The 20,845-nt window shown below is 72.3% G+C and carries 24 protein-coding genes and 1 pseudogene; 1 reads left to right on the top strand and 24 read right to left on the bottom strand.

The annotated features are described in order from the left end of the window. Positions 1-123: 123 nt before the first annotated feature. The 24 genes and pseudogenes from BUF17_RS14430 to BUF17_RS22615 all read right to left on the bottom strand — a co-directional run bounded on the left by BUF17_RS14430 (position 124) and on the right by BUF17_RS22615 (position 19,650). Positions 124-1,500 carry an ATP-binding protein gene (locus BUF17_RS14430; RefSeq protein WP_073629841.1) on the bottom strand — a complete coding sequence of 459 codons (1,377 nt, stop codon included), beginning with the start codon at positions 1,498-1,500 and terminating at the stop codon, positions 124-126. A gap of 23 nt (positions 1,501-1,523) precedes the next feature. After that, positions 1,524-2,186: a response regulator transcription factor gene (locus BUF17_RS14425; protein WP_073629839.1), complete on the bottom strand. Its 663-nt coding sequence runs from the start codon at positions 2,184-2,186 to the stop codon at positions 1,524-1,526. Positions 2,187-2,264: 78 nt separating this feature from the next. After that, positions 2,265-2,576 carry a PepSY domain-containing protein gene (locus BUF17_RS14420; RefSeq protein WP_139282540.1) on the bottom strand — a complete coding sequence of 104 codons (312 nt, stop codon included), beginning with the start codon at positions 2,574-2,576 and terminating at the stop codon, positions 2,265-2,267. Positions 2,577-2,800: 224 nt separating this feature from the next. Then, positions 2,801-4,075, bottom strand: coding sequence for a hypothetical protein (locus tag BUF17_RS14415; RefSeq protein WP_073629835.1), 1,275 nt, complete (start codon positions 4,073-4,075; stop codon positions 2,801-2,803). A gap of 13 nt (positions 4,076-4,088) precedes the next feature. Further along, positions 4,089-4,358 carry a spike base protein, RCAP_Rcc01079 family gene (locus BUF17_RS14410; RefSeq protein WP_073629833.1) on the bottom strand — a complete coding sequence of 90 codons (270 nt, stop codon included), beginning with the start codon at positions 4,356-4,358 and terminating at the stop codon, positions 4,089-4,091. A gap of 67 nt (positions 4,359-4,425) precedes the next feature. Beyond that, positions 4,426-5,127, bottom strand: a complete 702-nt coding sequence (locus BUF17_RS14405; protein ID WP_073629831.1) for a DUF2793 domain-containing protein — start codon at positions 5,125-5,127, stop codon at positions 4,426-4,428. Next, entirely contained in the window at positions 5,120-9,022 is a 3,903-nt protein-coding gene (locus BUF17_RS14400; protein ID WP_073629829.1) for a baseplate multidomain protein megatron, read from the bottom strand. Before BUF17_RS14400 ends, BUF17_RS14405 begins: the two co-directional genes overlap by 8 nt. Before the next feature lie 12 nt (positions 9,023-9,034). Beyond that, positions 9,035-9,466, bottom strand: a complete 432-nt coding sequence (locus tag BUF17_RS14395) for a DUF6950 family protein (protein ID WP_073629827.1) — start codon at positions 9,464-9,466, stop codon at positions 9,035-9,037. Between the two features lie 39 nt (positions 9,467-9,505). Beyond that, positions 9,506-10,384 carry a DUF2163 domain-containing protein gene (locus tag BUF17_RS14390; protein ID WP_073629825.1) on the bottom strand — a complete coding sequence of 293 codons (879 nt, stop codon included), beginning with the start codon at positions 10,382-10,384 and terminating at the stop codon, positions 9,506-9,508. Beyond that, on the bottom strand, positions 10,381-11,013 hold the full coding sequence (locus BUF17_RS14385; protein ID WP_073629823.1) for a DUF2460 domain-containing protein: 633 nt from the start codon (positions 11,011-11,013) through the stop codon (positions 10,381-10,383). Before BUF17_RS14385 ends, BUF17_RS14390 begins: the two co-directional genes overlap by 4 nt. A gap of 3 nt (positions 11,014-11,016) precedes the next feature. Then, entirely contained in the window at positions 11,017-11,610 is a 594-nt protein-coding gene (locus BUF17_RS14380; RefSeq protein ID WP_073629821.1) for a phage tail tape measure protein, read from the bottom strand. 98 nt (positions 11,611-11,708) lie between these two features. Next, positions 11,709-11,885: pseudogene (locus BUF17_RS14375) on the bottom strand (phage tail assembly chaperone); the annotation flags it as partial. 26 nt (positions 11,886-11,911) lie between these two features. Next, complete coding sequence (locus BUF17_RS14370) at positions 11,912-12,259, bottom strand: gene transfer agent family protein (protein ID WP_073629817.1); 348 nt, start codon at positions 12,257-12,259, stop codon at positions 11,912-11,914. Positions 12,260-12,272: 13 nt separating this feature from the next. Then, positions 12,273-12,686, bottom strand: coding sequence for a phage major tail protein, TP901-1 family (locus BUF17_RS14365; protein ID WP_073629815.1), 414 nt, complete (start codon positions 12,684-12,686; stop codon positions 12,273-12,275). A 31-nt stretch (positions 12,687-12,717) separates the two neighbouring features. Continuing rightward, positions 12,718-13,122, bottom strand: coding sequence for a DUF3168 domain-containing protein (locus tag BUF17_RS14360; RefSeq protein ID WP_073629813.1), 405 nt, complete (start codon positions 13,120-13,122; stop codon positions 12,718-12,720). Beyond that, positions 13,119-13,445, bottom strand: a complete 327-nt coding sequence (locus BUF17_RS14355; RefSeq protein WP_073629811.1) for a phage head closure protein — start codon at positions 13,443-13,445, stop codon at positions 13,119-13,121. The genes BUF17_RS14360 and BUF17_RS14355 overlap by 4 nt, the downstream gene beginning before the upstream one ends. Beyond that, entirely contained in the window at positions 13,442-14,008 is a 567-nt protein-coding gene (locus BUF17_RS14350; protein ID WP_073629809.1) for a head-tail connector protein, read from the bottom strand. Before BUF17_RS14350 ends, BUF17_RS14355 begins: the two co-directional genes overlap by 4 nt. Positions 14,009-14,105: 97 nt before the next feature. After that, entirely contained in the window at positions 14,106-15,377 is a 1,272-nt protein-coding gene (locus BUF17_RS14345; protein ID WP_073629807.1) for a phage major capsid protein, read from the bottom strand. A gap of 4 nt (positions 15,378-15,381) precedes the next feature. After that, a complete protein-coding gene (locus tag BUF17_RS14340; RefSeq protein ID WP_073629805.1) occupies positions 15,382-15,894 on the bottom strand; it encodes an HK97 family phage prohead protease in 513 nt (170 codons plus the stop codon). A gap of 104 nt (positions 15,895-15,998) precedes the next feature. After that, positions 15,999-16,169, bottom strand: a complete 171-nt coding sequence (locus BUF17_RS22970; RefSeq protein WP_175563705.1) for a hypothetical protein — start codon at positions 16,167-16,169, stop codon at positions 15,999-16,001. A 22-nt stretch (positions 16,170-16,191) separates the two neighbouring features. Further along, complete coding sequence (locus BUF17_RS14335) at positions 16,192-16,380, bottom strand: hypothetical protein (RefSeq protein WP_073629803.1); 189 nt, start codon at positions 16,378-16,380, stop codon at positions 16,192-16,194. A 24-nt stretch (positions 16,381-16,404) separates the two neighbouring features. Beyond that, complete coding sequence (locus BUF17_RS14330; RefSeq protein ID WP_084564683.1) at positions 16,405-17,604, bottom strand: phage portal protein; 1,200 nt, start codon at positions 17,602-17,604, stop codon at positions 16,405-16,407. A gap of 314 nt (positions 17,605-17,918) precedes the next feature. Next, positions 17,919-19,253 (bottom strand): DNA-packaging protein, encoded by a 1,335-nt coding sequence (locus BUF17_RS14325; RefSeq protein ID WP_073629801.1) that lies wholly within the window; start codon positions 19,251-19,253, stop codon positions 17,919-17,921. Then, positions 19,198-19,650, bottom strand: a complete 453-nt coding sequence (locus BUF17_RS22615; protein ID WP_139282539.1) for a hypothetical protein — start codon at positions 19,648-19,650, stop codon at positions 19,198-19,200. The genes BUF17_RS14325 and BUF17_RS22615 overlap by 56 nt, the downstream gene beginning before the upstream one ends. Positions 19,651-20,379: 729 nt before the next feature. On the opposite strand from BUF17_RS22615, the gene BUF17_RS23105 reads away from it, so the two are divergent. After that, the coding region (locus tag BUF17_RS23105; protein ID WP_210215448.1) for a hypothetical protein at positions 20,380-20,845 on the top strand (466 nt) is incomplete at its 3' end.

Raw genomic sequence — 20,845 nt, 5'->3', positions numbered from 1 at the left:
TCCTTCACTATCGCGTTTGCGGACCGGGGTGTCACAGCATACGCGAGAGCGGGCGGTCATCGCCGGTCGAGTGTGTCCTTCCGGAGACAGTCCGGGGACCGGGAGACGCGATTTGAGCGCGGCTCAAGCCGCCGGGAGATAGAGTTCCGCCCGCAGCCCGCCCGAGGGAGCGGACCCGAGGGAGAACCGCCCCCCGTAGGCGCCGGCGAGATCCGACACGATCGACAAGCCGAGTCCCGAGCCTGGCACCGTCTCGTCGAGCCGCCGGCCGCGTTCGAGCGCAGCCTTGCGCCCGGCCGGATCGAGGCCCGGCCCGTCGTCGTCCACCGTCAGCAGCAGCATCGGCCGGCCGGGGATCGCCGCCGCATCGACGCGAACCTCCACCCGCCGCCGCGCCCATTTGCAGGCATTGTCCATCAGGTTGCCCAGCATTTCCTCCAGGTCCTGCTGCTCGCCGCGGAAGCGGGCGCCCGGCGGACACTGCACCGACAGCACGAGTTCGCGCTGGTCGTGGATCTTGCGCATCGCGCGCGCCAGTCCGTCGACCGCCGGGGCGACCTCGGTGGAGACGCCGACCACCCGCCGCTGGGCGGCGGCGCGGGCACGGTCGAGATCGTTGTCGATGCGCTCGCGCATCAGCTTCGCCTGTTCGACGACCTTCTCGCCGAACGGTCCTCCCGCGGAGCGCGCTTCGTTGAGGATAACGCTCAGCGGCGTCTTCAGCGCATGGGCGAGGTTGCCGACATGGGTCCGTGCCCGCTCCACCACCTCGCGGTTGGAATCGATCAGTGCGTTGAGTTCCTCCGCGACGGGCTCGATCTCGCGCGGGAAGTCGCCTTCCAGTCTGGCCTTGGCACCGCTGCGGATTTCCTGGATCGCGACCCGCATCCTTTTCAGCGGCCGCAGCCCGACGCGCACCTGCACGAAGGTCGCCAGCACGAGGCCGAGGCCGAAGATGCCGAGGGTCAGCGCGACGCGGTTCCCGAAGATCGAAACATCGCGCTCGACCTCTCCGCCGTCGCCGGCAACCGCGACGGAATAGCGCCGCCCATCCGCCAGCGTGACGAGACGCTCGAGAAAGCGCAGGCGCTCGCCGTCGGGGCCGGCGATGGTTCCCTGCCGCACGAAGGTCGGCCGCGGCACGCCCGGCACGTCGGGCGGCACGGCGAGGGCATCGCCCGCGAGCGACGGCGAGGCGAGCGCCACGCGGTTGTCACCGGCATCGCGCACCACCCAGTACCAGCCCGACAAAGGCAGCCCGAACCGGGGATCACCGAGATTGCCGGGATCATGCAGGATCGCGCCGCTGTCCTCGCCCGGCACGATGCCGGCGACGAGCGCCTTGAGATAGATTTCGAGCCGCGCGTCGAACGCCCGCTCGACCGACGCCCGGTAGAGCGCAACGAGAATCACCGCGGCGACGATGAGGGCCACGCCGCTCCACAGCGCCGACGACACGAACAGCGTGAAGGTCAGCGAACGCTGTTTCTGCCTTGCCATCACGCCCTCACGCCATCACTTTTTCACGCCGGCGGCGCGATGCGATAGCCGAGCCCGCGCACGGTCTCGATCACGTCGACCGAGAGTTTCTTGCGCAGGCGTCCCACGAACACCTCGATGGTGTTCGAATCCCGGTCGAAATCCTGATCGTAGAGATGTTCCGTCAGTTCGGTGCGGGAGACCACGCGGCCCCGGTGCAGCATCAGGTAGGACAACAGCCGGAACTCGTGTGACGTCAGCTTCACCGGCTCGCCCGAAACCGTTACCCGCCCCGCTCGCATGTCGATCGCGACCGGGCCACAGGTGATCTCGTTGGCGGCATGGCCGGCGGCCCGCCGCACCAGGGCGCGGATGCGCGCCAGCACCTCCTCGATGTGGAACGGCTTGGCGACGTAATCGTCCGCTCCCGCGTCGATGCCGGCGACCTTGTCGCTCCAGCGGTCGCGGGCCGTCAGCAGCAGCACCGGCATGCCCCGGCCGCCCTGCCGCCACCGCTGCAGCACGCTCAACCCGTCCATCTTGGCGAGGCCGATATCGAGCACCACCGCGTCGTAGGGCTCGGTATCCCCAAGGAAATGCCCCTCTTCCCCGTCGAAGGCGGCATCGACCGCATACCCGGCGTCGCGAAAGGCCGTCACGAGCTGACGGTTGAGATCCGGATCATCCTCCACCACGAGAAGACGCACGTCGGGCCATCCCTCTTCTGAAAGCCGGCGCCATGCCGGCCTGTCCTGTCTCTCAGCCGCGCCGACGCGCGGCTCCGCTCAATTGCCGACCACGTTGCCGGTGCGCGCGTCCACCACCACCCGCTTCACCGACCCATCTGGCTGGAGTGCGGTCGCGATATAGACGAGATGGCCGCCCTGGTCGCACAGCGCCAGGTCGATGAGTTCACCGGGAACGACCCGGCGCACCGCCGTCGGCCGGACAACCGCGCCGGACTGGATCGCATTGCGCTGGGCGGCCGCATCGAGGCACCCGGCGGACGCCACCGACGCGGCAGGCATCGTGAGGCCCGCAGCCGTCACCGCCACGGCCAGAAAGCCAATCCATCGCCTGTCTCGCGCTTTCGCCATCTGCGCTTCTCTGCACACCGCCGGTCCCCGCTACGGCACCGCATCGTGGACCCGGACCACACCCGGTCCTGGAACGTCCGCGATCGGGAAAAAGTCCCCGTCGCCGTTCGTTCCAGTCACCGTCGATATCATGCATCCGCCGGCTGAACTCGACATGAATAGGGTGCCCCGACCGCCTTGAAAAGCGCTCCCGTATGGCAACTCCGGTTCGGCCGGTCTCGAAATCACGGCGCTGACAGTGCCTGCATCCGGCCGTTTGTCAGGCGTGCGGGGAATAGCGCCAGCAGGTCGTAGAGGCCGTCCCCGTAGGCGTATCCACCGGCGCCGGCCCGGCCGAGCCAGCCGGTGGAGCGGATGCCGGGGAGGATGGACGTCGCGCTCGACACCACCGCGCCGCCATTGGCGCACGAAGCCGCCCCATCTGCGCTCCAGGCGACAACCGCACCGAGGCCGTTGGCCAGGATGTCGGCGCCGGGCACGGCGTCGAGCACGGACGCGCCGTCGAGCATGGTCCTCACCCCTGTCGCGCTCCGAAGACCGACGAGCGGGTGCGCGGGGCCGCCGAGTACCACCGGAACATCAGACGACGATGTACCCGCCCGCCGTGCCGCCATCCGCACCAGCATCGTGCCGGCACTCCCTTGCATCGCCGCCTCCAGCCCGATTGGCAGGCGAAAGCTCTCGACGGCGCGCGATGCCACCGCCGCCGTGTCGCCGATGACGGGCGCATGAGGCGCGAACGGCTGCTCATAGAGTCCAGGCAGGATCAAATAGAGGATCGCCCCGGCGGGGATGACGACCCGCATGGTCATGTTGGTCGCCGTCGGCGTTCCGCCACCGGACTGATACTGCACCCAGTTCGGCGTCAACGAAGCGGAGACGGACACAGACGCATCGGAAAGCCGCAGGTCGACGGTTCCACTGCCCCGCATCCAGGCCTGAACGCAGTGAACGTTCGTGTTGCCGACCGAGCCGTTGAAGGCAACGATGGCATTCGTCGTTCCCGCGGTATTGTTGACCTTGTAGACCATGCCATTCGAGCAGACGGCGGAAAGCCCGGCCGCCGACAGGGCCGTCCGATCGTCCACCAGAGAAAGCACCGCGGCGGCATCGCCCCCCGTGCCCAGCTGGGCGAGGTCGACCGGGTTGTGCTTGCGGCAGAGGAGCTTGTTCGTCAGCGCGTTCTCCAGCACCAGGCGGCGGGTTCCGCCGATATGGCTGAAGCGCGGCTGGTTGGCCGCGAGGTCCGCCCGCAGCACGCCGCCCGCGTCGAAATAGGGCCGCGTCGCGGTCGACGCGGCGGTGAACTGCGCGAAGAACTCCGTTTCGCTCGCCGGCCGCGCCTTCGTCGGATCGGCGGTCGAAGGCAACCAGTAGAGCCTGCGCCGGAAATCCGCGCCGGCGACGGACCCCGCGAGGCCGCGGGTCGAGAGATAGGCTTCGAGGCCCGGCATTCCGCCGCTGCCGATCCCGAGCCCGGTTCCAAGAGCGATCGCCATCACGCCTGCCCCGTCACACCAGCCCGAGGAGGTCGCCGGCGGTCGTCGCCGGCGCCCGCACGGCCCGCACGCGGACCGGAAGAACCGTCCCGCCCGGCACGTTCCTGAACAGCGCCGCGCCGCCGAAGCGGTCGACCACGGCAACGTCGCCGCCGGCGCCGACATAGAGCGCGCGCGTCACTTCGGGCAGTTCGTCGCTCGCGTGGGGCGTGATCGCGAAGATCGCGTCCGCCGGCCCGGCGAGACTGGAGGCGGTCGCGGAATGGCGGTCGGATGCGGGCATGGCTGTTCCTCCGTCGGAAATGGCCGGTGATCGAGGGGATAGGAGATCGGAAAGGCCGTGCCGCCGCTCAGGACAGCGGCGCGTTCGGCATGAGGGCATGGATGGCGACGCGCACCTTCCCGCCGGTGAAGTTGCCGCCGGCCGCCGTCAGCCGGACGGGCGTCGCGGCATAGAAGGCGGTCGGACCGATGACGCCGACATTGGTCGCGCCCAGGGCGACGCCGAGACCGCCGCCGAACTTCGCCGTCTCGCCGGCGATGCCGCAGCTATACGACGTCGCCCCCGTGACGGCCGCCGTGGTCCGGGTGGAGACCCCGATCACCACCGCCCGGTCCGGGATCGCCATTGCCGTGCTGACGAAGGCACCGGCGAGCGTGACCTCCTCCTCCAGCACGATCTCGGCGGTCGCCGCGCCGTGGGGGCTGATCGCCCGCGCCGTCGCCCAGCCGCGCAGCGGATCGTAGAGCGCGAGCCGGCCCTCGTCGGCGACGAACACGGTCATGCCCCGGAAGGGCGCACGGAAGGTCCATGCGCCGCCGGACCAGAGCGCCAGCTTGCCGCCGGCCCCGGCCCACGCGCCGGTGGCTGCGGCCGGAACCAGATAGCAGGCGCCCTCGGCCGGGCTCGCGGGCGGAGCGGCAAGCGTCGCGCTCACCGCCACCGGCTGCGCGAACGCATCGAGCAGCGCCAGGGCCTCGTTGACGGTCACATGTTTCTGCGCCTGCGCCGGTTCAAGCAGCGGCAGCGCCAGACGGGGCGTCTCAGCCATGGAAAGTCTCCTCCCGGGGTGTGCCGGCGCCGGTGCCGGCCGCGACCTGCGCGACGCTGAAGCGGAAGCCCGCCGGCAGCGCGCCGAAATCGGCGATCTGGAGGGCGGCGGTGTAGACCACGCGCGGCGCGGTCACGGAGAACCGCCGCCGGACCGGCATCCCTGCCGCCTCGCGGATCTCGACGGCGTAGAGTTCGCTCTCCTCGCCGAGCGGCACGTCCGCGCCGCCCCAGTCGTCGCCGCCGATCCGCGTCCGGCGGATCCACGAGAGCGTCACGTCGCCGGTGGCGTCGTCCCGCCGCCCGCGCAGGTGGACGGGGCTCAGCGGCCTCAGCCCGCGCCCCGTGGCCGTCGCCGACAGCGCCGTCACCGTCGGATCGTCCAGCGGCACCGAGGGCGACATCACGCGATAGTCGAAGCTGCGGCCGATCTCGCCGCGCTCCATCGGCAGCGCGACGAGCCGGTCGTCGAGCAGCACCGCCAGCGCTCCCGCCGCATGGCCGGCCGCCATGGCGTCCTCGGTCCCGATCTGGGCGCGCAGCAGGCCGGAGAGTTCGTAGCGGCCGCTACCTACCAGGGTCGCGGTCGCAAACTGCAGCACCTCCCAGGTGCCCGCGGCGGAGCGGATGGCGAGCACGTTGCCGCCCGCGAGAACCTGCGCCGGCGAGAGCGACGACAGCGACCCGGAGGTGTCCATCCGGATGACGGTGCCCCGGTCCCAGCGCCCGACCGGGCCGGATCCGACCGCGTCCGTCAGGAACCCGAACGCCGCCGCCCGCTCGATCCGCGCCACCTCGGAAAAGCCGCTGCCGCCGACGGCACGCATCACCGCGAGCGCGCCGAGCCAGGGCGTCGCCGTCGCCGCGATCCAGGGCCGTTGCGCGGCGACGGTCTCCTGAAGGATCGGCAGGTCCAGGATCGCGACCGCCGGAGGGCCGCGCCCCGCCGGTGTCGCCGTCAACCAGCCGGTGCCCGGGGCGGCATCGCCCCCGCCTCCGCGCAGCACCCGCCGGTCGAGCGCCCGTGCGGTCACCCGGCGGTGGTCGGTGTCCTCGATTTCCTCGATCACCGCCTCGCGTCCGGTGCCCCGCGCGGCGACCGCGATGACGTCGCCGGGCTCCAGGGCCATCTGTCCCGGCGGCAGGCGCAGCGTAACCCGGTCCCGCGCCGTCCAGGCGTCGTGCAAGCGGATTTCCGCCGCCCGCCGGGCGACGCCTTCCTGCATCGCCGCCGCGAGGTCCACGGTCTCCACCCGGCGGTTCGTCGCGATCGCCCGGCGCGCAGAGGCCGCGCCCGCCTGCAGGTCGCGCCCTGAATCGAGATAGGCGAACCGCACCTCGGCCGGCAGCTCGGAATCCTGCGTCCGCGTCCACGCCACGGCCGGCTCGCCGTCGCTTCCGGTCTCCACCAGATCGTCGTCGCCGAGCGTCGCCGCCGGCTTGCGGTCGAGCCCGCGCACCAGCACCCGGTCGCCGCCGTCGGCGAGCACGAACCGGAAGGCGTCGGCCAGCGGCACGACGGCATCCCGCAGCGACATCGGCCGGTCGACCAGATAGCCGTCGACCACCGTCTCCAGCCCGTCGATCGCGACGTCCGAGAAGCCGTGATCGGCGAAGATCGCCTTCACGAGCCCGGCGAGCGAGGTGCTCCCCAGCCGCCCGGTCAGCCAGTGTCCCCGCTCCCAGTTCGGCCCGTCGGCCCAGATGTCCGTCAGGGCCGGAAAGGCGGGAAAGGGCCGCGCGTCCCAGGTCCAGACATGCATCGCGCCCACATCGACCATCCGCTTGCCGGTCGCGGGATGCACCGGGTTGGCACCGGCCTCGAAGCCCGGCGCATCGGGGTCGAAATGCCCGATCAGCGCCTGCAGATAGCGGCGCTGGATGGCGTCGTCCCGCGCCCCGCTCGAAAAATAGGGCACGGCCGATTCGGCGGATTTCGGATCGACGAACACGTTCGGCTGATTGGCGCCGCGATCGATGGCCGGGCAACCGATCTCGGTGAACCAGATCGGCTTGGAGCCAGGCTCCCACCCCGTCGCCTCGGCGTTCTCGGTGCCGCCGGTGCGTTCGAAATGGTGGTTCATCCACCATTGGGCGATGTCCTTGTAGCGGAACACCCATGGCTTGCCGTGGGCGCCGTCGGTGATCGGCGTGCGCACCGCCGCCGCCCGGTCGGCGTTATCCGCATAATACCAGTCGTAGCCCTCCCCGCCTGCGACATTGGCCGCGAGATAGCCGAGATCGTAGGTGGATCCGGCGACCGCACCGTCGGGATGGTCGCCATCGCGCCAGTCGGCAAGCGGCCAGTAGGCGTCGAGGCCGATGGCGTCGATCGCCGCCGAAGCCCACAGCGGATCGAGGTGGAAGAACACGTCGCCGCTGCCGTCGTCCGGCCGGTAGGTGGTGAACTCCGACCAGTCCGCGGCATAGGTCACCACCGGTCCGGCCCCAACCACCGCACGCACGTCGGCCGCGAGCGCGGTCAGCGCCTCGACGAACGGAAAGCGCGTCCGCGCGCTGCGCACCGTCGAAAGGCCGCGCATTTCCGAGGCGATCACGAACGCATCGACGCCGCCGGCGAGAACCGAGAGATGGGCATAATGCAGCACCATCCGCCGCAGCGACCATTCCTCCGCGCCGGTATAGCGAACGGTCGCCGTGTCCGCCGCAAAGACAGTCCGGGTCGCGGTCCCGACGAAGGCCGCCACCTGTCCGGCCGCCGCGGCCGTTCCGTCCGGGCTGCCCGCCCGGCCCCGGGCCGGATGCACCGTGATGCGCCCGCGCCAGGGAAAGGCGGCCTGCTCGCCGCCGCCATAGGGGTCCGGCAGTCCGTTCCCGCCCGGCACGTCCATCAGCACGAACGGGTAGAGCGTCACCTTCAGGCCGCGCGCGCGGATGGCCCGGATCGCCGCGATCACCGTCTCGTCGGAGGGCGTGCCGCCATAGTTCGAGCTGCCGTCGGTGCGCGAAACCTCCAGCGCATCCGCTCGGGAAAGGCCGGAGACGACCCAGTCGGCGCCGAGCGTCGCCCGCTCGCGGGTCTCGACCTTCGGGCGCAGCGTGCACGCCCCGGCCCGCAGGTCGTCGCCGAACCAGCCGGCCACCAGCGCCACCCGCTCCAGACGGGGGCAGACCGCCTGCAGCTCGTCGAGCGAGGCCTCGATATCGGTCAGGTCCGAGGCGACGTGACGGTTCATCGCCGTGCCGCCGCCGAACCGCCATGTGGTCACCACCGGCGCCGGGTGGTAGCCGAACTCGGTCGCGCCGGGGATCAGCGTCACCGCGCGGATCATCGGTTCGAGATCGTCGACGACGCGGATCACCTCGAACGAGAGCTGCGGCAGGCGGTTGCCGTAATCGGCGAGCGGCAGGTTCTGGAACACCGCATAGGCCGTGCCGCGATAGGCCGGCGCATGGCCCTGGTAGAACACCGGCAGCACGTCGGCGCCCTGCCCCTCGTCGCCGTGATGGAGGCGCACGTTCACGGTCGCGCGGTCGAGCGGCTTGCCGTCGGCCCAGATGCGCCCGATCCGCGTCACCGGCCCCTCGCAGATCGCCACCGCGAAATTCGCCGCATAGGAATAGCTGGTCGCGCCGGCACTCGCGGCGCCCTTGCCGCCGCTCGCCGTGGTCGCGGTTTCCGTGAACTGCGTCGCCCAGATCACCGTGCCCGACAGCCGCATCCGGCCGTAGACCCGTGGCAGCGCCGTGCCCTCGGCCCCCCCCTGGAACGCGACGCAGCCGAGCTGCGGTCCACTGGCCGCCGGGCCGGCGAACAGCCGCTGGTCGACGGCCGCGCCGGCCACCGCGCCGAGCGCGCCGCCGACGAGCGCGCCGATAGGGCCGAACAGCCCGCCCACCGCCGCGCCGGCGGCCTGAAGCACCAATGTCGCCATCGGCCGGTCTCCTCAATCGTCGATGCCGGGAAAGCGGAACACAAACGCCAACCGCCGCCGCCACCATGGGCTCAGATCGGTCTCGACGACGCCGGTGCCCTCGTAGGCGTGCACGAACCGGTCGATCTCCACGAGGATCCCGGCGTGCTTTGCCGGCGCGCCCGGGCGGAAGCGGAACAGCACCACGTCGCCCGCCTGCCGTTCATCCGGCGCGCACGGCGTGAAATGGCGCCGTCCCGCCTCCGCCAGCCGGTCCTCGCCGGTCGCCTCCGCCCAGTCGGCGGTATAGGCCCCGGCCGCCTCCGGCTCGGCCCCCACGACCGCGCGCCAGACGCCGCGCACGAGCCCCAGGCAGTCGGCGCCCGCGCCGATCATCGAGGCCTGGTGGCGATAGGGCGTGCCGATCCAGCGCCGCGCTTCGGCGACGATCCGCTCTCGTTTCATGTTCGCTCTCCGGAAGGCCGCGCTGGCCGGGTTCGTCGATCAGACGAGCGTGCCGCCGCCGGCGGCATCGCCGCTCGCCGGGTAGAGCGCGAAATCGTTGCCGGGCACGTGGGGGAAACCGCGGAAATTCAGGTGATTGGCGAATTTCGCGACACAGGTCTCAAACCGCTTGTCGCAGCCGGCCGTCAGTTCCACCCTGTCGCCGGCCGCCACGGTCGCGCGCGGCATCTGCCAGAGTTCGATCAGGGCGCCGTCTCCGTCGCGGCCGTGGCGCCGGATCTCGCAGCGCTCGCCCGCCCCGTCGCCGTCGAGAAAGCTGGCCGTGCCGTGGGTGAACCAGCCGGCCTCGCGGTCGCCGATCCCGCCGACCACGAGCCGGCCGGCCGCGTCGATCGCCGTCACGGTTCCGGTCACCCTGAGGCCCGAGAGGTCCGCCCGGCAGCGGCCGTCGCCGAGCACCGCGTCGCAGGTCCGCCCCACGATCCGCCCGTGCGGCTCGTCGAGCGCCTGGGCGAGGCCGCGGACCTCGGCGCGGAACCGCCCATCCTCCCGCGTCACGTCGCCGACCGTGCCGACACGCAGTCGCGCGCGCATCGACGGCGCCGCCCAGTTGACGAGCCAGAGTTCCACCCGCGCGCCGTCATAGCGCCCGGCGGCAAGGTCCGCCTCGTCGAGGCTTTCGGACGAAAGCGCCCCCGCGACGTCCATGCCGCCGGCCGAAAGGCCGGAACCCGCGGTCTCCGCGCTCGCCTCCAGTCCGCCCGCCGCTTCGAAGGCGACCCCGTCGAACGTCACGGCCTCGTCGTGGTCGGTGAACCCCCGGACCGCGCCGTCGGTGCGGATCAGCTTCCAGCAGCGGCACAGGGTCGTGGTCTCGCCGGCGATGTGCGCGGCGAAGGCGGCATCGAATGTCTTCATGGCCTGATCTCCACCACGGGCACCGACGGCAGCGCCCCCGCCTGGAAGGCGGACAGGTCGATCTCGATGGCATCCGTGTCGAACCGCACCGGGCAGTCGAACTGGAAGCCGGCGGTGACGACGGCGCCGGCTGCCGGCGGGCTCGCGAACGTCACGACACCGGTCGAGGTGTCCAGCGCGAAGGCCGGCGCCACCTGTTCCGCCCCGCCGACGGCGACCCGCACGGTGCCGGCGACCGGCTTCGCGATCTCGCGGTCATAGGGCGCGAAACCCGCGCCGTAGCGCTTCACCAGCCGGAAGGTCCTCGTCGCGCCGTCGCCGATGCCGATCTGCTGGTCGGTCGGGGCCGGCGCGCGGCTCGGCGGGCAGGACTTGAAATCGAGCGGATCGCGGAAGCGGAAGCCGTAGAGCCGGCCCCTCCGTTCCTCGAAGAAGGCGATCACCTCCGCGAGTTCGTCGAGGGTGCGGATGCCGTAGCCCGCGTCGAACCGGCGCCGAGAGCGGGCCCAGCGGCTGTTGCGCTGCTCGCGGCCGGAACCGAGCGTCACCACCTCGGTGCGGCGCTGCGGCCCGCCGGTGGAGCCGAACGCCACGTCGACCGGAAAGCGGACTTCGTGAAAACCGGCCATCGCTCACATCCCCCGCCGGCCGCGCGCCACGCTGCGCGCCAGCATCCCCGTGATCTGCGCCTCCGACCGGCGGAATCCGGCCACATCCGGCGTCGTCACGTTGAAGGTCACCGAAACGCCGCCGCCCCCGCCGTTCGTCCGCACGCCGAGCCGCCCGTCGGCGCCGCGTGCCAGCGGCATGATCGCCTCCGCCCCCGCCTCGCCCGCGAGCCCGATGCCGTTGCCGAGCGGAAAGAAGGTCGGCGAGGCGACCACGCCGCCGTTCGCGAAGGCGCGCACCCGCCCGCTGCCGATCACCGCGCCGAGCCGGGCGGGAAACAGGTTGAGGCCCGCCCCGCCGGCAAGACCGGCGAGCGCGCCGGAAACCGCGTCCTCGAACGGCGACAGCGCCTTGTCGAGCACGCGGTCGCTCAGCCTCAGGGCCGCCTGCTGCAGGATGCCGTCGAGCCTGCGCCCCTCTCCGACCGCCGATTTCAGTCCCGACACCAGCGTGCCGGTGAAGCTGCGCGCCCCGCGGCCGATGCCGTCGAACACGTCCTCCAGGTCGCCCGTCGCCCTGGTCAGCGCGGCGACCCCCTCCGTCGTCTCGTCCACCATGCCGTCCTCCTCCGCACGGAGCGCTTTCCGACCGGCTGGAAACCGTCCGACCCAAGAGAAATCGCTTCGGATTCAAAGCTTTGCTTGCATTCTCGCCGTCATGCGTCCGGAAAGCGCGCCATCAGCCGGCCGAGCGCTGCGCGGTCGGGCGTGTCCGCCGCGCGCGCCCGTCCGCCCGCGAGACAGTCCGCCGCGAGCGCGATCTCCCGGGGCGTCGCCCGCCATAGCGCCTCCGGCGAAAGGCCGAGCCGGCCGATGCCGAAGCCGATCACCCAGTCCCAGGGAAATGCCGCGGGCGCGCCTACGTCCGCGGCGGCGGAGGGTTTGCCGTGTCCCCGCCGCCTCCGAACGCCGCGGCAAGCAGGTCCGCGACCACCGCGGCGAAGCCGATTGCGCCGTCGTGGCGGCCCATCGCCGCCACGTCCTCGTCGGAGGCGGCCGCCCCCGCGCCGCGCAGCCCGGCGCCGATCACCTTGATGGCGTCGCCCGCCGAAAGCCTGCCTGCGCCGAACCGGGTGGCAAGCGCGCCGAGGTCGTCGACCCCGAACGCCGTCTCCAGTTCCGCCAGCGCGCCGAGCGTCAGGCAGAGCACATGGGGCTCGCCGTCGAATTCCGCCTCGATCTCTCCGCGCCGCCTGTTCGCTCTCATCGCGAAATCTCCCTCACAGTGCCGAAAACGCCAGCGCGCCGGCCGATTCCAGCGCGATCTCGAACGTCACCTCGCCGTCGTGCTCGCCGCCATATTCCAGGCCGGAGACGTGGAACGGCCCGGTCACGGAGCCGAAATCGGGAATGACGACCTGCCAGTTGCGGATGGTGCCGTCGAAGAACAGGCCGCGCACGGTGGCGTCGGCCGCCGCGTCGCGGAAGATGCCGGAGCCCGACAGGCTCGCCCGCCGCACGCCGGTCCCCGCCAGCAGCTCGCGCCAGCGCCCCGCGGATTCGGAGTCCGTCACGTCCGCAGCCTCGGCGTTGAAGGCGAGCCTGCGCGAGCGCAGCCCCGCCACCGTCGCGTAGACCCCGGCCCCGGTGGTATCGACCTTGAGCAGCAGGTCCTTGCCCTTCTGTGCCGCCATCGCCGGCCTCCCTTCTCGTTCGGAATTTCGTTCAGATCGGTTCGGTCACGGCGCGGAAGGAGGCCGTCGCCTCGAAGGAACGGCCGTCGCGGCCGGGCATCGTCACCCGCTCGACGACGTGCAGCGCGTCGAGCCGGTGGCCCGCCGGCGCCAGCGCCGTGCCGTCCAGCAGCGCCTCGATGCGGGCCGCGAGCGCCTCCGCCTCCTTCCGCCCGGCAGCCCGCGAGCGCACCGCGAGGTCGAAGCGATGCTCGCAAAGCCCGCCGTCGCCGAGCGGCCGCACCCGCCAGGGTCCGGCCGCGATCCACGGGAACGCCGCGCCGCGCGGCGCCGTGTCGTGAACGCCGCCGTCGCCGAGCAGCGCCGCCAGCGCCGCATCCCCCGCAAGCCGGGCATGAACGGCCTCCCGAAGCGCCGTCGCCGCGTCGCCGCTCATCGCCCTTCCTCCTCGGCCACGCAGACGAGCCGGCGCCGCCGCCCGTCGGCATCGAACGTCGCGAGGATGCGGAACACCCGCCCGTCCGCCGCCACGAACCGCATCCCGCCGCGCACGTCGCCGCGATGGCGGATGGCGATGCGATGGCTGGCGACGCCGTCGAGCCGTCCGGCGATCTCCCGCTCCGCCGCCCCTGCCGGCACGATCTCGGCCCAGACCTCGCCCAGGGCGGCGAAGGTCTCGACCCGCCCGCCGGCGCCGTCGCCGACCGCCACCGGCCGCTCCAGAACCAGCCGCTGTGACAGCCGTCCGATCGCCGTCATCGCAGCCTCACCGCGCGATAGGGCGCGATCAGCGCCTCGACGCCGCGCGCCACCGGCGCCGTCACGGCGCCGAGCGTCGCCGCCTCGCGGTGCTCGTACCAGTGCGCCGCGACCATCAGCACGGCCTGCACCAGAGGACGCGGCACCGCCGCGCCGTCCGTGCCGTATCCGCAGTCGAAATCGATCTCGATGCCGTTCTCCGCCCCCGCCACGGCGCGCTCCAGCACCAGCTCCGCCGGTTCGCCCGCGCGGTCCACACGGTACCGGCCCGCATCGACGGCCGTCGCCGTGCCTTCGGCGTCGTAGGCCGTCACCGCCGTCACCGCGATCACCGGCGCCGGCCCGAGCGGCACCCGTCCGCCGGACGGCCGGCCCGGCAGCACCGTGCGCCATCCCTGCGAGACCATCGCCCGCCGCGCCTCGCGCTCCACATGCGTCCGCGCCGTGGTCACGAGACCGGCGATCAGGTCGTCCTCGTCGTCGCCGTCGACGCGCAGGAACAGCTTCGCCTCCTGCAGGCTCGCGGGCTCGGCCTCCGGCGGCCGCACCAGGAATGTCGCCATCGTCCGTCCCCTCGAAAAAGAAACGGCCCCGCCGGATCGCCCGGCGGGGCCGCAAGGTCTCAGCGATCGCGCGATCTCTCGCGGCTTTGCGCCGTGCTCAGGCCGCGAACTTCAGAAGCTTGATGGCGTCGAAGTCCTGCACCCCGCCGCCCACGCGCTTCGTCGTGTAGAACAGCACGTAGGGCTTGGCGGAATAGGGATCGCGCAGCACCCTCACGCCCACCCGGTCCACCACCAGATAGCCGCGCCGGAAGTCGCCGAAGGCGATGGAAAGGCTGCCCGCGGAGATCGCCGGCATGTCCTCCGCCTCCACCACGGGAAAGTTCATCAGGCTCGCCTCGGTCCCGGCCGAGGCCGGCGGCTGCCAGATATAGGCGCCCTCGGCGTCCTTCATCTTGCGGATCGCGGCCTGGGTCTTGCGGCTCATCACCCAGCTCGCGTTCTGCCGGTAGCCCGCCTTCAGCGTATAGACGAGATCGACGAGCACATCGGAGGGGTTGCTCGCCGGGAACGCGCCGGCCGCGCCGGTGGCGAGATAGCCGATCTTCTCCCAGCTCCAGGCGCTTTCGGCGGCGGTGGTATAGGATAGGAATCCTTTCGGCCGGTTGATTCCGTTGCCGCCGACGAAGGCCGCGCCCTCCTGCTCGGCGAACGCCGTCTCCACCTCCTCGGCGATCCACTGGTCGATGTCGACCGCCGTATCGTCGAGCAGCGTGCCCGTCGCCGCCGGCATCGCGTAGAGCTCCATCGTCGGATAGGAGAGCTCGGCGAGCGTCGGCGCCGCGGTTTCCGGCCGCGCCGCCGTCTCGCCCACCCAGCCGACCGCCGGCCCCGCCACCGAGAACGGCTTGCGGTAGACCGTGCCGGACACCTGCCGGCTGCCGGCGATGCGGCGGATCGGCGAGATCGCCGCCAGCCGGCGCATGATCTCGCGCTCGGTCTCCTCCGGCACCAGGTAGCCGCCGTCTGCGGGCGACGCCGCCGAAAGCGCCTTCGCCTCGATGCCGGCGGCATGAACCGCCTCGCGGCCGGTGCGGACATAGGTCTCGAACGCCGCCTTGCGCTCGCCCGCGCCCGCCCGGCCGGCGGCCTCGCCGGTCTCCGGCGCCAGTCCCGGCCGCCGCGCCTTCACGCTCGCGTGGTCGAGCCGCCGCTTCTGCTCGTCGAGCGCATGGTCGATGCGGTCGAGCCGTTCCAGCGTCACCGCATCGGCGCTGGAGCGCCGCTCGATCTCGTCGAGCCGGCGATCGTTCACCTCCTTGAAGGTCTCGAACGCCGTCATGAAGTCCTCGAACGCGGAGACCGGATCGCGGCCGTCGCGATAGGCCGCCGCCATCTTCGCCTCAGGCGCGCGCGGAATGTCCTGCATCGTCTCACCTCATCGTCTGGATGCGCTGTGCGGCCCGTCGGAACGATCCGGCGAGCGCGCGGGAAAGCTCGGCCCCGGCCGCGCCGGCAGTCTTCACCGCCGCGATGCGCGCCTCGGGCAGAAGCGGAAAGGTCACGATCGAGATCTCCCAGAGGTCGATCTCGATCAGCGCGCGGCCGCCGCCCGCCGCGTCGCGCCGGGCCTTCACCGTGCGGAAGCCGATCGAAAGGCCGTCGATGGCGCCGATGCGCATCAGCGCCAGCGCCTCCCGGGCGCGGGCGACTTCGGGCGCGAGCCGGCCGCGGACATGAAGCCCGCGCGCGTCCTCGCGGATGTCGAGCCAGCGGCCGATCGGTTCGCCCGGCTCGTGCTGCCACAGCATCTTCACGCCGGCCGCGCCACGGGCGGCGAGCGAACGGCGGAACGCGCCGGGCATCACCCGGTCGCGGCCGAGGTCCTCGCGGCCGAACAGGCTGGCATAGCCCTCGAACACGCCGTCGGCATCGGCCCGCCCCATCTCCGCCGGCACCGTCTTGGTCTCGCGCCGGGCAAGGTCGACCGCATCGGCCGCGCCATCCGCCGCGCCCCGCCTCTCAGCTCCCCGCCCCTCCGCGCAGCCCCTCACGGCGCCACCGCCCGAACCCGCGCGGCGCTGCGGCGCGGCGCCAGCACGGCGCCGAGCCCGGCGGCGAAGTCCCGGAACACCCGCCGGTGTTCGTCCCTGTCCCGGCCGGCCCGGCCGCCGAAGGCGGCACGCGTCAGCCGGCCCGCCGCAATCAGCAGCGTTGCCATGGCCGTTCTCCTTCTGGAAAAATCACTCCCGGTCGCGGAACTGCGCGTTCAGCCGGGCGATCTCGTTGACGAAGTCGTTGAAGCGGCGGTTCGAGGCCGCAAGCTCGCGCAGCGCCCACATCAGAAGGCCGCTCGCCCCGCTCGCCCACAGGAACAGCGCGAGATGGGCGAGGTCGCCGCGCTGGACGACCGATTGGGTGACGGGGTCCATGGGCGCCTCCGGGGTTGTCTCGTTTCAGTCCCTGCCGCGTCGCGGGCCGTAGCCCACCGCGGCGCGCTTCTCGTCGTCGTCGATGAAGCCCGCGGCGCCGACGCGCGCCCACAGCGCCTCGCGCTCGGTCGAAAGCGCCTCCACGGCGTCGACGTCGAAGGAAAGCCGCACCGGCCGGTCGAAGGCCGGCGCCAGCCAGGCCGAAAGCGCCGCCGCCGTGCGCGCCACCAGCGGCAGCACGGTCTGGCGCCATAGCGCCCGGTTGGCTTCCTGATAATTGGCGTAGGTGTTGTCGCCGGGAATGCCGAGCAGCATCGGCGGCACGCCGAAGGCGAGCGCGATCTCCCGCGCCGCCAGGTTCTTGGCCTCGACGAAATCCATGTCGCGCGGCGTCAGCGCCATCGCGCGCCAGTCGAGCCCGCCCTCCAGCAGCAGCGGCCGCCCGGCATTGCGCGCGCCGGAAAAGCCCTCTTCCAGCTCCTTCTTCAGCCGGTCGAACTGTTCGTCGCTGAGGTTGCCGCCCTCGCCGCCGCTATAGACCAGCGCCCCCGAGGGCCGCGCCGAATTGTCGAGCAGCGCCTTCGCCCAGGCCCCGGCGGCGTTGTGGATGTCGAGGCTCGTCAGCGCCGCCTCGATCGGGGCGAAGCCGTAATGGTCGTCGGTCGGATGGAACAGCCGAAGGTGCAGGATCGGCCGCACCCCGGCCTCGCTCTCGGCCGCGAAGCGCACGCTGCGCCCGGCGACCGAATAGTCGTAGGCCGAAGGCCAGCCGTCCGCCCCCGGCACCACCTTCATCCGGTCCGGCCGCAGCGCGTGGAGTTCCCTCACCTCGCCGTCGACGCCGACCGCCTCCAGATAGGCATTGCCCGCCACGAGAAGATGGCCGTAGACCGCCTCCATCAGCTCCGCGCCGGCCCGTTGCCCGCCGGGCCGCGCCAGCAGCCGGGCGAGCGGATGGTCGTCGATCTCGTGCTCGTCCTCGAACACCAGCCACGGCACCGAGGCCGCCGCCTCGGAAATCGTCCGCACCGCGCGATAGACCACCGGGTTGCGGCCGAAGCCCTCCCGCGCCAGCGCCGCATAATCGCGGGGCGTCCACACCGGCCGGCCGAGGCGGGAGAACGCCACCAGCGCCCCCGTCCTCGATGCCTTCGCCTCGCCGCCTCCCGCTTCACGGCCGCGCGCCGCCGCCCGCGCCCTGCCGAAGCGCAGCCAATTCCGCATCTCGCTCTCCTGCTCTGAGAATCTCACCGCCGCACGACCGTGCCCCACCAAATCGCGCCGGGCCGGCCTCATGGACGCAGGTCGTGCTCGAGCCTCCGAAGCCGGAGCGATGGCTCCCGATCGGACGAGCCACCCGGCCGGAAAGCGCTCCAGGCTCCGCGGGACAAGCCGCGGGGACAGCCACCCTTGGACGCGTTATCTTGGACGAGTTCCCTCGGACAAGTCGCCCCGGAGCGCCGGCCCTGATCGCGAACGGCCCGGCGGCCCCGGCCGGCCCGCCGCACACCCCCGTCAGCCCGTGGCTGCCGCGGCCGTCACATCCGCCGCACCTTGGGCTCGCCCGCCCGGCCCAGCATCAGCGCCGTCATCGCCCATACCAGCGCGTCCAGCCGGTCGGGAGAACGCCCGCTCGAAAGCCCGGACGGGCCGAAATCGCACAATTCGTCCTCGAGTTCCGGCATGGTGCCGACATGGCGCACCCGGCCCTGCTCATAGAGCGCGGCCACCGGTTCCGCCCGCAGCCACTTGCCCCGCGTCGCCCGCACCATGGTCACCGGCACGCCGGGATCGACCTCCCTCAGCACCGCCGCCACCATCTCGCCGCCCTGGTTGACTTCGGCGATGAGCCCGTCCGCCTCGAAGCGGCGATGGAGCGCGACGGCCCGCGCCGCCCATTCCGCCGGCCTCAGCCCGCGTTCGCTCGCATCCTTCAGCACATAGCCGACCCCGTCCGCGAGGCCGAGCCCGGCGACGACGAGCCCGCAGGCATCGGCGTTTGCGCCGCTCGATGCCGGCGGATCGACCGCCACCACCACCCGGCCGAGCGCCGGCGCCGCCTCCACCCTCAGCGCCTCGATGGCGCCGCGCCGCCACAGCGCATCGGGCCTGTCCTCGATCAGCTCGCCGTCGAGTTCCTGCCGGCCGAGCCGCGTGCCGGCATAGCGGCCGACGATGGTCTCCAGAAAACCCGGGGCCAGATTGGCGGCGTTGCGCGCCGTCGGCGCATGGGTGACGACCGTTCGCGGCTCCGCCATCAGCCGCTTCAGCAGCGGGATCGGCCGCGGCGTGGTGGTCGCCACCTGTCGCGGCCGGTCGCCGAGCCGAAGCCCGAACTGCAGCATGTCCCAGGTCGCTTCGGCATGGCGCCACTTGGCGATCTCGTCCGCCCAAGCCGCATCGAACTGCGGCCCGCGCAATCCCTCGGGGTCCTCGGCGGAAAACACCTGCGCCACCGCTCCGTTCGGCCACGTCAGCCGCCGCCGCGACGGCTGCCACTCCGGCCGCTCGCCCTTGGGGTGGATCGCGATCAGCCCGGAAACGCCCTCGATCATCACCTCGCGCACGTCGGCCAGGGTCTCGCCGACGAGCGCGATCCGGCCCGCCGGGGCGGCCGCGAACGGCGCCCGGCCCGTCGCCATGGCGCGCACCCACTCGGCGCCCGCCCGCGTCTTGCCGGCGCCGCGCCCGCCCAGCACCAGCCACAGCGTCCATCCGCCGTCCGGCGGCAGCTGGTCGTCCCGCGCCCACAGCGTCCAGTCGTGGGCAAGGGCATCGAGGCTCGCCCGGTCGAGCCCAGCGATCAGGTCCTCGAGTTCACCGCGCTCCGCGCAGCCGATCAATGCGGCGCGCAATGTCTTCCCGGACAGCATCGGCATCCTTTCCCGCCTCGTCGCCGCCGCCGTCGCCCGCCCGGGCCGCGCGGTCGAGCTCGATCAGCGTCTCCAGCGTCTTGGCGAGCACGCCGAGCGTGCGGGCATCGCGCTCGCCCGCCGGTTTCCCGGCCGGGCCGAGCCGCGCCTCCACCTCCGCCACCTGCCGCGCGAAAGCGAGCATCAGCCGGCGCACCATCGCGCCCCGGTCGGTGTCCGTCTCCGCGTCCGCCTTGCGCCGGCGGGGGATCGGCCGCTCGCCGCGCTGCCAGCCGCCGAGCCTTGCCCACCGCCGCACGGTCGAGGGCGTCACCCCCATCGCCTCGGCGATGTCGCCGATCAGGATGCCGTCGCCCTCGTAAAGCCCGCGCGCCCTGTCGCGCCCGCGGGCTTCCACCGCGATCTCGCCCCCGCGCCCGCCCGCACCCCGCTTCGCCGCCCGCCCGCCACCGCCCGCATCGCGCCCGGCCGCACCGCGACGCGGGATATCGCGGCCGGCCGCATCCCGATCCGCTGGCTCGCGCCCTGCCGGGTCCGGACCCGCTGCACTCCGGCCTGTCGCAGTCGGGCTTGCCGCATTCCGCCCCGCCACATCCCGGCCTGCCGCGGCCTGACTTGCCGCGTCCCGACGTGCCGCGCCGTGACTTGTCGCACCCTGACTTGCCACGCCCTGACTTGCCGAATCCCCGCCCGCTGCCTCCCGCCCTGCCACATCCCGGTCCGCTGCATCGCGACACGCTGCATCGCCACCTGCCGCAACCCGACCAGCGGTATCGCAACCTGCCGAATCCTGACCCACTGCAATCCGACCTGCGGACCCCCGACCTGCCGACCCCCCGCCCGCTGGCTCGCGCCCTGCCACATCCCGACCTGCCGCGTCCTGACTTGCCGAATCCCGGCCCGCCGCCCCCCGCCCTGCCGCATCCCGATCTGCTGCATCGCGACAGGCTGCATCGCCACCTGCCGAATCCCGACCCGCGGCATCGCAACCCGCAGAATCCCGGCCTGCTGCAATCCGACCAGCTGCATCCCGATCCGCTGGCTCGCGCCCTGCCGGATCCAGGCCCGCTGCACTCCGGCCTTTCGCAGTCGGGCTTGCCGCATTCCTCCCCGCCGCATCGCGGCCATGTGCTTCGCCGGTGTCAGCGTCGCTGGCGAAGGCACCGTCGGCATCCGCATCGCCGCAGAGAACACCAACCGCCTCGGCCCCGCCGGCATGGCCGTCAGCGGCCCGCGCCGCAGGCCCCATGCCCGCCTCAAATCTCCTCGCGGTCATGCGCCCATCTCCCGGTTGCCGACGATGCCCGGTCCAGCAAGGCTTGCCCGCGACCGGACGGTCCAGAAACGAAAACGGGTCGTGCGGCACCCGAAAGCGCCGCCGGCCCGTTCCTTAAAATCCAACCTGAATCATGCCGACATCGACATCGACATCGACATCGACATCGACATCGAAATAACCGGCCGCTCCCGCGTAAAGCGGTCGCAGCCGTTAAAATCGGTAAAGCCGTCAAAACCGGCAAAACGCGTAAAACACGCGAAACGAAGCCCGCAGCCCGCAGCCCGCAGCCCGCAGCCCGCAGCCCGCAGCCCGC

This window comes from Pseudoxanthobacter soli DSM 19599 (genome assembly GCF_900148505.1).
GTDB classification, from domain to species: domain Bacteria; phylum Pseudomonadota; class Alphaproteobacteria; order Rhizobiales; family Segnochrobactraceae; genus Pseudoxanthobacter; species Pseudoxanthobacter soli.
The sequence above is the reverse complement of the archived record's forward strand: the minus strand, read 5'-3'. Positions and strand labels throughout refer to the sequence as shown.

What these genes read in the sequence shown, in the direction of transcription:
- BUF17_RS14415 (WP_073629835.1), bottom strand. Translation starts at nt 4,075, where the DNA reads ATGGCGATCGCTCTTGGAACCGGGCTCGGGATCGGCAGCGGCGGAATG.
- BUF17_RS14345 (WP_073629807.1), bottom strand. Translation starts at nt 15,377, where the DNA reads ATGCAGGACATTCCGCGCGCGCCTGAGGCGAAGATGGCGGCGGCCTAT.
- BUF17_RS14395 (WP_073629827.1), bottom strand. Translation starts at nt 9,466, where the DNA reads ATGAAACGAGAGCGGATCGTCGCCGAAGCGCGGCGCTGGATCGGCACG.
- BUF17_RS14420 (WP_139282540.1), bottom strand. Translation starts at nt 2,576, where the DNA reads ATGGCGAAAGCGCGAGACAGGCGATGGATTGGCTTTCTGGCCGTGGCG.
- BUF17_RS14430 (WP_073629841.1), bottom strand. Translation starts at nt 1,500, where the DNA reads ATGGCAAGGCAGAAACAGCGTTCGCTGACCTTCACGCTGTTCGTGTCG.
- BUF17_RS14390 (WP_073629825.1), bottom strand. Translation starts at nt 10,384, where the DNA reads ATGAAGACATTCGATGCCGCCTTCGCCGCGCACATCGCCGGCGAGACC.
- BUF17_RS14350 (WP_073629809.1), bottom strand. Translation starts at nt 14,008, where the DNA reads ATGGCGACATTCCTGGTGCGGCCGCCGGAGGCCGAGCCCGCGAGCCTG.
- BUF17_RS22970 (WP_175563705.1), bottom strand. Translation starts at nt 16,169, where the DNA reads ATGGCAACGCTGCTGATTGCGGCGGGCCGGCTGACGCGTGCCGCCTTC.
- BUF17_RS14335 (WP_073629803.1), bottom strand. Translation starts at nt 16,380, where the DNA reads ATGGACCCCGTCACCCAATCGGTCGTCCAGCGCGGCGACCTCGCCCAT.
- BUF17_RS14400 (WP_073629829.1), bottom strand. Translation starts at nt 9,022, where the DNA reads ATGGCGACATTGGTGCTTCAGGCCGCCGGCGCGGCGGTGGGCGGGCTG.
- BUF17_RS14360 (WP_073629813.1), bottom strand. Translation starts at nt 13,122, where the DNA reads ATGAGCGGCGACGCGGCGACGGCGCTTCGGGAGGCCGTTCATGCCCGG.
- BUF17_RS14405 (WP_073629831.1), bottom strand. Translation starts at nt 5,127, where the DNA reads ATGGCTGAGACGCCCCGTCTGGCGCTGCCGCTGCTTGAACCGGCGCAG.
- BUF17_RS14410 (WP_073629833.1), bottom strand. Translation starts at nt 4,358, where the DNA reads ATGCCCGCATCCGACCGCCATTCCGCGACCGCCTCCAGTCTCGCCGGG.
- BUF17_RS14380 (WP_073629821.1), bottom strand. Translation starts at nt 11,610, where the DNA reads ATGGTGGACGAGACGACGGAGGGGGTCGCCGCGCTGACCAGGGCGACG.
- BUF17_RS14340 (WP_073629805.1), bottom strand. Translation starts at nt 15,894, where the DNA reads ATGGGGCGGGCCGATGCCGACGGCGTGTTCGAGGGCTATGCCAGCCTG.
- BUF17_RS14330 (WP_084564683.1), bottom strand. Translation starts at nt 17,604, where the DNA reads ATGCGGAATTGGCTGCGCTTCGGCAGGGCGCGGGCGGCGGCGCGCGGC.
- BUF17_RS14355 (WP_073629811.1), bottom strand. Translation starts at nt 13,445, where the DNA reads ATGACGGCGATCGGACGGCTGTCACAGCGGCTGGTTCTGGAGCGGCCG.
- BUF17_RS14325 (WP_073629801.1), bottom strand. Translation starts at nt 19,253, where the DNA reads ATGCTGTCCGGGAAGACATTGCGCGCCGCATTGATCGGCTGCGCGGAG.
- BUF17_RS14365 (WP_073629815.1), bottom strand. Translation starts at nt 12,686, where the DNA reads ATGGCGGCACAGAAGGGCAAGGACCTGCTGCTCAAGGTCGATACCACC.
- BUF17_RS14370 (WP_073629817.1), bottom strand. Translation starts at nt 12,259, where the DNA reads ATGAGAGCGAACAGGCGGCGCGGAGAGATCGAGGCGGAATTCGACGGC.
- BUF17_RS14385 (WP_073629823.1), bottom strand. Translation starts at nt 11,013, where the DNA reads ATGGCCGGTTTTCACGAAGTCCGCTTTCCGGTCGACGTGGCGTTCGGC.